The organism is Mycobacterium sp., from assembly GCF_035499775.1.
Taxonomy (GTDB): domain Bacteria; phylum Actinomycetota; class Actinomycetes; order Mycobacteriales; family Mycobacteriaceae; genus Mycobacterium.
Window position 1 is genome coordinate 1 of sequence record NZ_DATJYB010000517.1, and the last position, 9,519, is coordinate 9,519.

Below are 9,519 nucleotides of genomic sequence, written 5' to 3' on the forward strand. Positions count from 1 at the left end.
CAGGGCCCGGACTCGAGGGACCTGGTGGTGGACACCTCCTCGTTCTACCGGCCCACCCAGCCCGGCGCCTATCCCATCGTGGAGCCGACCTATGAGATCGTCTGCTCGAAATATCCGGATTCGGCGACCGGAGCGGCGGTAAAGGCATTTATGCAGGCCGCCATTGGCCCGGGCCAGCTCGGATTGGATCAGTATGGGTCGATTCCGCTGCCGAGCGCGTTCCAAGCGAAAATCGCGGCCGCCGTGAACGCAATTTCATAATCAGCCGGCATTAATCAGGCGATCGGTGAAAGGACGTGAATGGTGAACGATACCGTTTCGCGGGTCGGTTTACGTTTCGGGCCCTATCAGCTGAGGCGGCTGTTGGGTCGCGGCGGCATGGGCGAAGTGTATGAGGCCGAGGACACCCGCAAGCACCGGATAGTCGCGCTCAAGCTGATCTCCCCACAGTTCTCGAGCGACAAGACTTTTCGCGCGCGCATGCAGCGCGAGGCGGACACCGCCGGGCGGCTGACCGAAGCACACATCGTCCCCATTCACGACTACGGCGACATCGACGGCCAGTTCTACGTGGAGATGCGCATGATCGACGGCGTCTCGCTGGGCACCTTGTTGAAGCGCTTTGGTCCGCTGGCCCCGGCACGAGCGGTGGCCATCGTTCGTCAGATCGCTGCAGCGCTGGATGCCGCGCACGACAACCACGTGACTCATCGCGACGTCAAACCGGAGAACATCCTGGTCACCAGAGACGACTTCGCCTATCTGGTGGATTTTGGTCTGGCCCGCGCCGCCGCGGACCCAGCGCTCACCCAGGCCGGGATGGCCGTTGGCACTTACAATTACATGGCTCCGGAATGCTTCAGCGCCAAAAACGTCACCTACCGCGCCGATATCTACGCGCTTACCTGTGTGCTGGATGAGTGTTTGACCGGAAAGCCGCCCTATCAATCCCACACAGTCGAACGGTTGATCGCAGCCCACCTCTTACAACCTGCACCACAGCCCAGCCAGCTGAGGCCCGGCAAGGTCCCAGTGGCCTTTGATCAGGTGATCGCGAAAGGCATGGCCAAAAACCCCGAGGAACGCTATTGGTCCGCCGGCGACCTGGCCAACGCCGCCCACGACGCGCTGACCACAAACGAACAGCGCCAAGAGGCCACCATCCTGCGGCAAGGCGACAACGCGGACCTGGTAGCCAAGCCGGCTTTTGGGCCGCCCTACCCCAGCGGGCAGGAGACCGTGGCGCGTCCCGAGCCTGGCGGCAGCGGGAACTGGCCCGAATCCGGGGTTGCGTCAGTCAAGCCGAATACGGGACCACCAACGGCACACATCGGCACCACCACTGACCCCATCAGGTGGCCCAACCAACCCCGCGTTCCGCCAGCCGCCCGCGACGCGGCACACCAACAAGCGCCGATCGGCCCAACCAGCTGGCTTAGCCAATCCGGAGCCCCGCCAGCCAGCCCGAGCGCGGGGGACCAACAGACACGAGTCGGCACTTTTGTCGGCGCTACAAACGGTCCCGGGCGACCTGGGGTTCCGTCGTCAGCCCGCTCGGGGGTCTCGCCGGCACAGGGCCGACCATCGCAGCCCGAACCCACGACCAGGCCCCCTAACAAACGGAAGCTGTGGATTTTCGCCGCCGCCACGGTCGTCCTCGTGGTCGCCGCTGGTGTCATCGCACTCGTGGTCATGAAGCCGTCGGGCCCATCGACGTCGGCGCACGGACAATCCGTGGTGCCCTTCAGCGGTCTCAACTTCCGCCTCTCGCCCGGCGGGGTCGCGGTGGACAGCTCCGGCACCGTCTACGTCAGCAGTCAGACCATGAAGGGCCGGATCGTGACGCTGGCAGCAGGATCGACCAGCCCCACCGAACTACCGTTCAGCGGGCTTTACGAGCCGCAGGGGTTGGCGGTGAGTGGCTCCGGCAAGATCTACGTCACCGATTTCAACAATCGGGTGGTGATGCTGGCGCCCGGCTCGAACCATCAGACTGAACTGCCGTTCGACGGCCTGAGTTACCCCGAAGGTGTGGCCGAGGATGCCCAGGGCAATGTCTACGTCGCTGACCGGGGAAACAACAGGGTGGTGAAATTGGCAGCCGGATCCAACACCCAAACTGTGCTGGGGTTCAACGGCCTCAAGAACCCCGACGGGGTGGCTGTGGACAGTACCGGCAACGTCTACGTCACCGATACCGACAACAACAGGGTTCTCAAACTGGATGCCGGAACGAGCAATCAGTCCGTACTACCGTTTGGCGACATCACCACGCCGTGGGGTATCAACGTGGACAGTTCCGGCAACATCTACGTCACTGAACACGACAGCAACGCGGTGGTGAAGCTGGCAGCCGGATCGACCGGCCCGACCCCGCTACCGTTCACCGACCTGAACACCCCGTTGTCGGTCGCGGTAGACAAAGACGGGACCGTCTATGTTGCCGACCGCGGCAACGGCCGAGTCGTGAAATACGTGCCCTGAGACCGCCGAGCGCGGGGCCAGCATCGTGCTAGTTCGCTCGCCGAGAAACCACCCATCGAATGCTTAACCAGGATTGGCGGAGTCGACAGTTGCGCCACCGTCTCGGCGACGTCGTCTGCGTAGTCCTGAATTCGTGTCCAGCGCAGGCGCTCCCGGCCGGGGCTCTGTCCGTGGCCGCGCCGGCTCAGCGCAACGGTGCGTATCCGTGAGCCGCGAAGAAGTCGATGGAATGCTCATCCCAGCAACACGTTCCATGACAAGCACCGTGGACGAACAGCAGCGGTATCGAGTACTCATCGGTGCTACTGCCTTTATCGATCACCTTGAGTATTCGGCGCCCCTCGATCCGTTGCACTATTCCCGGATGGCTGTGGCCGGACCCAGATCGGAAGCAACACAAGCCAGCCAACACCGACAAAGTCGAGGCTGCCACGAAACCACAATCATGGTGCGGCGCACTAGTTCCATCTGACCGCGGCAGTCGACGAGACGCCTCCGGGAAGGTAGGCACCAGAGTCAGAAGCCAGGCTTGTCGTCGGCGCGGGCTTTCGGCGTCGCCAGAGAGACCCCTTGGGTTCCGCGCCACATTTCAATTTCGCCAAGGATGTATTGAGAATCTGCAAAGACACGGTGCTGATTCTGTGATCAACGCAAACCAGCGTTCACCACCACCACATCAGCAAAGGATTCGAAATGTTTTCTCACCGTTCCACCTCATCCCTCGCGGGCATCATCCTGACTGCCGGCACTCTCGGTCTGGCTGCGCTCGGCTTCGCCAGCACCGCCGGCGCGACCTCGGTCGATGACTCCTTCCTCGCCAAGATCAAGGCTGACGGCATCACGCCGCCGAGCGCTGCGCGCGCCATCAAAGACGCGCACGCCGTCTGCGCCTCACTCGACGCGGGGCATTCGGCACAGCAGGTTTACGGCGAGGTCGCCGACGCGACCGGTCTGGACGCTGAAGGCGCCAAGGAATTCGCCGTCGACGCCGCATCGTCCTACTGCCCGCAGTACGTCACTCACGGCGCGTAGCCCTAACCGCAATGCGGGAACCCGAATGGGTTCCCGCATTGGTGTGCGTGAGCAGAGTGGCCGAACCGCTCCGGTCCCAAATTGTCGGCCGCCAGCAGTCACCGTCAGGCTTGGCCACAAACGACTTCTCGGTAGCTGGACGCCGCGTAAGATTCGCCAAGATATCTACAGATCGAGCTCGCTGAGCGACGCCGACGTCGTGCCAGCGGGTCCGCGGACGATGGGGGCTTAAAGGCCATGGGCATGCGCGACATGATCCGGGGCGAGTTCGTCGACATCATCGAATGGCTCGACGACACGAACACGACGCTGGCGTGGCGGTTCCCGCGCTATCAGAACGAGATCAAGAACGGTGCGCAGCTGGTCGTCCGCGAGGGCCAGCGGGCCATGTTCGTCTATCGGGGGCAGCTGGCCGATCAGTTCAATCCCGGTCACTACACGCTGACCAGCGAGAATATGCCGATCTTGGGCACGCTGCAGGGCTGGAAGTACGGATTCAACAGCCCGTTCCGGTCCGAGGTCTACTACGTCAACACCCGTCCGTATCCCGACTTACGTTGGGGCACACCGCAGCCGGTGACGGTTCGGGATCCGGACTTCAGGATGGTGCAGGTACGGGCCAACGGCACCACCGTGGTCAGGGTGACCGACCCGACCGTCTTCCTGCGCCAGGTGCTCGGCACCCAGAGCGTGGTGGACATGGAGCAGATCACCGAGATGATCCGGCGCAATATCGCGCTGGCGTTCAACGACATGGTGATGGGCACCGGCCTGGGCGCGATCGACCTGCAGGGCCGCCAGGTGGAGTTGTCGGACAAGCTGCGGGAGTTCGTCGCCCAGCGAGTGCAGGCGTTCGGCCTCGGGATCGACGCGGTCACCATGACGATCTCGCTGCCCGAGGAGATCCAGCAGGCGATGACCCGCGGCGTTGCCCGGGGTGTTGAGGAGAGCGGCTTCCTCAACAACGTCGGCGATCTCAACCGTTTCGAGCAGGCGCGCCGGGCCGACGCGATGTTGGCGGCAGCGCAAAACGAGGGTGGGGGTGCGGCGGGCTCGGCGATCCAGGCCGGCCTCGGAGTCGCGCTGGGCGCTCAGATGGCCGGCGCGGCGCAGGGCGGTTACGCCCAACCGCAACAATTCGCGGCAGCACCGCCGCAGGCGCAGGCCGCGCCACCGCCGCTGCCAACGCAGCAGCAGTTCCATTTCGACCAGGGCGGCCAGCCGGCCGGCCCATACCCCGTCAACGCGCTACGGCAATTCGTTTCCAACGGCCAGCTGACCCGCGACACCGTGGTGTGGACGGAAGGGATGCCAGGCTGGGCCCCCGCGTCGACAGTGCCGGCACTGCAGACGTTGTTCAGCACGCCGCCGCCGTTGCCCGGCACACCGCCGCCGCTGCCGCCGCAGCAATGAGTTTCGGACCAGGGGACCTTACGCAGGGCCAGGGTCCACGGCCTCCGCAGCCACCACCCCTACCGCGGCCCCAGCCCGGCCCGCCGCCCCTGCCGCGGCCACCGGTAGGCCCACCACCGCTACCCCGACCACAGACTGGCCCGCCACCGCTGCCGCGGCCACCGGCAGGCCCGCCGCCGCTACCCCGACCGCAAACGGGCCCACCGCCGCTACCCCGACCGCAGGCAGGCCCACCACCGCTAGGCCCGCCGCCAACCGCGGCCCCGCCACCACCGACAGTCCGTCCATTCGCCGGGCAGGCGGCCGCGCCCGCGATGTTCCACCAGACCGAGCGCACCCGCACTTATCCGTGCGCGGCGTGCGGCGGGCAGCTCAACTTCGACATCGGCAGCCAGAAACTGCGCTGTCCCAGCTGCGGCAACTACTACGACATCGCCGCGCCCAATACCCCGGTCAGATCGCGCGAATTGCGCGGTGCCATGCAGCAGCTGAGGGAGCTGCAACAGCGCCAGGACGGGCCGAACGTCACCGGCATGCGCGAGGTCAAATGCCAGAACTGTGGCGGCACAACCGAATTCGCGGGCAGCCTGACAGCCACCAAGTGCCCCTACTGTGCGACGCCGATTCAGCGCGACGACGTGCACAACGCTCCGGCGCGGCTGCCGGTGGACGGCCTGGTGCCATTTCAAGTCGACGAAAAACAGGCCCGTGACCTCATCGAGAAGTGGGTTACCAAGCGCTGGTTCGCGCCCACCAACTTCAAGAAATACCGAGAGATCGGCGCCTTCTCCAGTCTGTATACGGCGTATTTCACCTATGACGCCAACACCGACACGCAGTACGAAGGCGAACGCGGCGAGGACTACGAAGTCCGGGTCGGCACCGACGACGACGGCGACCCGATATACGCGACGGAAACAATGTGGTACCGCGTCTCGGGACAGGTGAACAACAACTTCGTCGACCTGCCGGTGCTGGCCAACGACAGCGAAACCCTCAATCGGAAACGGATCAAGACGCTCGAGCCGTGGCCGGTGGAACAGGCCAGAACCTACTCCGGGGAATTCGTCGCCGGCCACCTGTGTCGCACCTACGACAAAGACGCCGAGCAGGCGCTGCCCGAAGCGCAGCAGGAGATGCAGAAAGCCGTTGAGCAGACGGTACGTTCCGACATCGGCGGGGACCGTCAGCGGATACACCAACTCAACACCACGTGGAACTACCTCGGGTTCAAACACCTGTTGCTACCGCTGTGGCTGCTGACCGTGATGTACAGCAACCGGCCGTTCCAGGTGGCCATCAACGGGCTCACCGGCGAAGTGGCCGGCGATCGGCCGTGGAGCAAGGTCAAGTTGGCGATCGCGATCACGATCGCGGTCCTGGTCGTGGTAACGGTGATCGCGATCTTTGTCTATTTCCGTGCGCACGGGCATCATTCGACCCATGCGCCCGCCCGCCATATTCGCAGGAGGTAGCCGTGGCCATCCTCGTGGTGGTGATACTGGTGCTCGCCCTCATCGTGGGGTTTGCGGTCGGCGTCGTCGCGATCGTCAATCACAACCAGCAGCGGGCGCTCAGCCGCGACAGTCAGCTGGTTGCGGGCCGTCCGACGCGGGCACCCCGGAGCTGGGCCGTATCGCACGAACCTGAGGCCCGGCTGCACCGCAGGCTGCGTGACGCGATGTCGGCATTGCAGGCCGCGAACGCTCTCGATACCGGCTCGACGCTGATGCTGCGGGCCGATCTGGAACAGACCGCGCTCAACCTCGACGATCACCTCGTCGCAGTTTCGCAGCTGGCGCCCGCCCACAAAGAAGCGTTGCTGGGAGCGATCACCACAACGGTCGAGAGCATCGAAGGCGCGGTCGCGCGTTACACCGCCGCGACGACAATGCCGGACACGACCGCTCTCGAATCCGACCTTGCGACCGTCCACCTCCGGCTCGACACCGTGAGCCAACTGCAACGAGGGCTGCCTCCGCAGCCGGCGGGTTAGCTCGCGGCCACCGGCGTCACCAGCTCGCCGGTGCTGAGGTAACTGTCCAGGTTGCGGATCGCGAGCAGTGCCATCGCTCGGCGGGTGCGGGCAGTCGCGCTGCCGATATGCGGGAACAGCACCACGTTGTCCAGGGTGAACAGCTCGGCAGGCACGTTCGGTTCGTCGACGAAGACATCGAGGCCCGCTCCACCCAGCCCGCCGCCGGCCAGCAACTCGACCAGCGTGTCCTGGTCTACGACGCTGCCGCGGGCGATGTTGATCAGGTAGCCGTCGGGGCCCAACGCCTCGAGGACGGGCCGGTCGACCAGCCGGTGGGCGTCACCTGTAGTGGCTACGACCAGGACGTCGACCGACTCGGCCAGCTCCACCGGCGAATCGGTGTAGCGGTACGGCGACCCGTCGATGCGGTGGCGATTGTGATACGCAATGGCACAGTCGAATCCGAGCAGCCGAGTCGCGATCGCCGATCCGATGCGGCCCAAGCCCAGGATCCCGACCTGAAGGCCGCTGAGGTCCCTGGCGTAGCCGAAGGGTCCGTCGCGCACCCACCGTCCCTCCCGCACGTAGCGGTCGGCGGCGCCGAACCGGCGCAGCGTCATCAGGATCAGCCCCAGGGCGGTGTCGGCGACGGTGTCCGACAACACGTCCGGTGTGTTGCTCACGCCGATGCCGCGACGCTTGGCCACCGCCAGATCGATCGAATCCACACCCGCCCCGTTGTTGACGATCGCCTCCAGGTTGGGTAGCGCAGCGAGGGTGTCGGCGTCGACGCCCGGCGGACCCGACGTCACCACCACCCGGATGTCGGCCCCGCGCTCCGCCAGGAACTCGGCCCGTCCCGGACCGTCAGGAAGCCTGGGGATTTCGTAGCGCGCCAGCAACTCGGCTTCGAATGTCGGCTCGAACTCGCCGATCCGTAGTATGTCGTCGGCTTTCTGCACCGTCACGCTGCCATCATCTCCCTTGGCCACAAACGATTCCAAGGAGGCAGCAGTGAGCGGGCATGAAGTGCGAATGGTCGTCTTGTCGACCGACGACCTGGACGAATCGATCCGGTTCTACAGCGAGACCCTGGGCATGGCGTTGAAGTTCCGCGACGGAGCCCACTTCGCCGCGCTCGACGGTGGGTCGGTGACCGTCGCGCTGGCTACCGCGGTGGACCATCCCATTCCCGGCCAGGTTGTCGTCGGCATCAAGACCTCCGACGTCGACGCCGCGGCGAAGGCCGTTGAGGCCAGTGGTGGCGGCATCGTGCAAGGCCCGTATGACGACGCACACGAGCGCCGAGCCGTGGTCCACGACAACAAGGGCAACGGCTTGGTCTTCTACAGTCCACTGAAAGCCCGCTGAACCGCTGAAAGACGTTCCTGCGCACCGACATTAGTCACCCGGGAAGTAATTGCGGCACGGCGTGGTTGAATGCCGAATGCGCATTGGAGTTGTGTTTCCCCAGACCGAGCTTGGCGGAGACCCTGCCGCCGTACGCGCCTACGGGCAGGGCGTCGAGCAACTTGGATTCACCCACATCCTGGCTTACGACCACGTGGTGGGCGCCGACCCGACGGTGCACCAGGGCTGGCAGGGGCCCTACGACATCGACACGACGTTCCACGAGCCGTTTGTCGTGTTCGGGTACCTGGCCGCGATCACCTCGCTGGAACTGGTCACCGGCGTGATCATCCTGCCGCAGCGACAATCGGTGCTGGTGGCCAAACAAGCCGCCGAGGTCGATCTGCTCACCGGCGGGCGATTCCGGCTCGGTGTGGGGCTGGGCTGGAACGCGGTCGAATACGAGGCGCTCGGCGAGAAGTTCACCAACCGCGGCACCCGCTCCGAAGAGCAGGTCGAGGTCATGCGCAAACTGTGGACCGAGCGATCGGTCAGCTTCAGCGGGAAGTACCACACGCTGACCGGGGCGGGGCTGGCCCCGATGCCGGTCCAGCGGCCGATCCCGGTGTGGTTCGGCGCGGCCTCCGACCGCGCCTACGAACGCGCCGGACGGCTCGGCGACGGCTGGTTCCCGATGATGGACCCCGGGCCTGGTCTGGACTATGCGCGCGAGCAGGTCGAGCGTGCGGCGACGGCCGCCGGCCGGGACGCCGAGAGTCTTGGGATGGAAGGCCGGGTCAGCTGGACCGGCGACCGCGAAAAGGCTGTTCAGGACATCGCGGCCTGGAAAGATGCCGGGGCCACGCACCTGTCGGTCAACACCATGAATGCCGGCCTGAGGAATGTCGACGAACACCTCGCCGCATTGGAACAGGTCGCAGCCGTTTAGCCGGCCGAGCGGCCGCAATGTGTCCGTGGTCACTCGCCGGGCGCCTTGCCAAGGCATGGACGCGGAGCGCCCGCGGCGGGCCGGCTGCGCGTCAGTTTGGCGAAATCTGTTGTGAATTAGCGTGATTCGCCACAACGCGCCCTCGACTCAGTGAGGTCGAACATCAGCGCAACCGTGGTCCGGTGCCGAGCGCTTCAAGAATCCTTTAAGGATCCGTTCAGGATCCCAAGAGGGCACGGCGTGATGGTCGTCTACGCAAGGACCCCACACGGATTCGGACACGCACATGACTCGCATGCCCGCTCTAACCGCC

Annotated in this window: 10 protein-coding genes and 1 pseudogene; 8 read left to right on the forward strand and 3 right to left on the reverse strand. The window is 65.2% G+C overall.

The genetic code is table 11. The features are described 5' to 3' along the window. Positions 1-261: pseudogene (locus VML93_RS31810) on the forward strand (phosphate ABC transporter substrate-binding protein PstS); the annotation flags it as partial. 42 nt (positions 262-303) lie between these two features. Further along, positions 304-2,484: a serine/threonine-protein kinase PknD gene (locus VML93_RS31815; RefSeq protein ID WP_325616775.1), complete on the forward strand. Its 2,181-nt coding sequence runs from the start codon at positions 304-306 to the stop codon at positions 2,482-2,484. Here VML93_RS31815 and VML93_RS31820 read toward each other — a convergent pair. Further along, on the reverse strand, positions 2,436-2,687 hold the full coding sequence (locus tag VML93_RS31820; protein ID WP_325616793.1) for an alpha/beta fold hydrolase: 252 nt from the start codon (positions 2,685-2,687) through the stop codon (positions 2,436-2,438). The two genes, VML93_RS31815 and VML93_RS31820, sit on opposite strands and share 49 nt — an antisense overlap. Before the next feature lie 490 nt (positions 2,688-3,177). Here VML93_RS31820 and VML93_RS31825 point away from each other — a divergent pair, with 490 nt between their 5' ends. Further along, positions 3,178-3,516 (forward strand): DUF732 domain-containing protein, encoded by a 339-nt coding sequence (locus tag VML93_RS31825; protein WP_325616777.1) that lies wholly within the window; start codon positions 3,178-3,180, stop codon positions 3,514-3,516. Positions 3,517-3,759: 243 nt separating this feature from the next. Next, positions 3,760-4,929 (forward strand): SPFH domain-containing protein, encoded by a 1,170-nt coding sequence (locus VML93_RS31830; protein WP_325616779.1) that lies wholly within the window; start codon positions 3,760-3,762, stop codon positions 4,927-4,929. A gap of 18 nt (positions 4,930-4,947) precedes the next feature. On the opposite strand, the gene VML93_RS31835 is transcribed toward VML93_RS31830, so the two are convergent. Beyond that, the gene (locus VML93_RS31835) at positions 4,948-5,217 is read right to left on the reverse strand and encodes a hypothetical protein (protein WP_325616781.1); all 270 of its coding nucleotides are present in this window, start codon (positions 5,215-5,217) and stop codon (positions 4,948-4,950) included. A gap of 26 nt (positions 5,218-5,243) precedes the next feature. Between VML93_RS31835 and VML93_RS31840 the strand changes: the two genes are divergently transcribed. Beyond that, the gene (locus VML93_RS31840; protein ID WP_325616783.1) at positions 5,244-6,404 is read left to right on the forward strand and encodes a hypothetical protein; all 1,161 of its coding nucleotides are present in this window, start codon (positions 5,244-5,246) and stop codon (positions 6,402-6,404) included. A 2-nt stretch (positions 6,405-6,406) separates the two neighbouring features. After that, a complete protein-coding gene (locus VML93_RS31845) occupies positions 6,407-6,925 on the forward strand; it encodes a hypothetical protein (protein ID WP_325616785.1) in 519 nt (172 codons plus the stop codon). Here the strand turns inward: VML93_RS31845 and VML93_RS31850 are convergent. Further along, complete coding sequence (locus tag VML93_RS31850) at positions 6,922-7,875, reverse strand: 2-hydroxyacid dehydrogenase (RefSeq protein WP_325616787.1); 954 nt, start codon at positions 7,873-7,875, stop codon at positions 6,922-6,924. The two genes, VML93_RS31845 and VML93_RS31850, sit on opposite strands and share 4 nt — an antisense overlap. Positions 7,876-7,921: 46 nt before the next feature. Between VML93_RS31850 and VML93_RS31855 the strand changes: the two genes are divergently transcribed. Continuing rightward, positions 7,922-8,278 carry a VOC family protein gene (locus VML93_RS31855; protein ID WP_325616789.1) on the forward strand — a complete coding sequence of 119 codons (357 nt, stop codon included), beginning with the start codon at positions 7,922-7,924 and terminating at the stop codon, positions 8,276-8,278. A 76-nt stretch (positions 8,279-8,354) separates the two neighbouring features. Then, a complete protein-coding gene (locus VML93_RS31860) occupies positions 8,355-9,206 on the forward strand; it encodes an LLM class F420-dependent oxidoreductase (protein WP_325616791.1) in 852 nt (283 codons plus the stop codon). Positions 9,207-9,519: the final 313 nt, after the last annotated feature.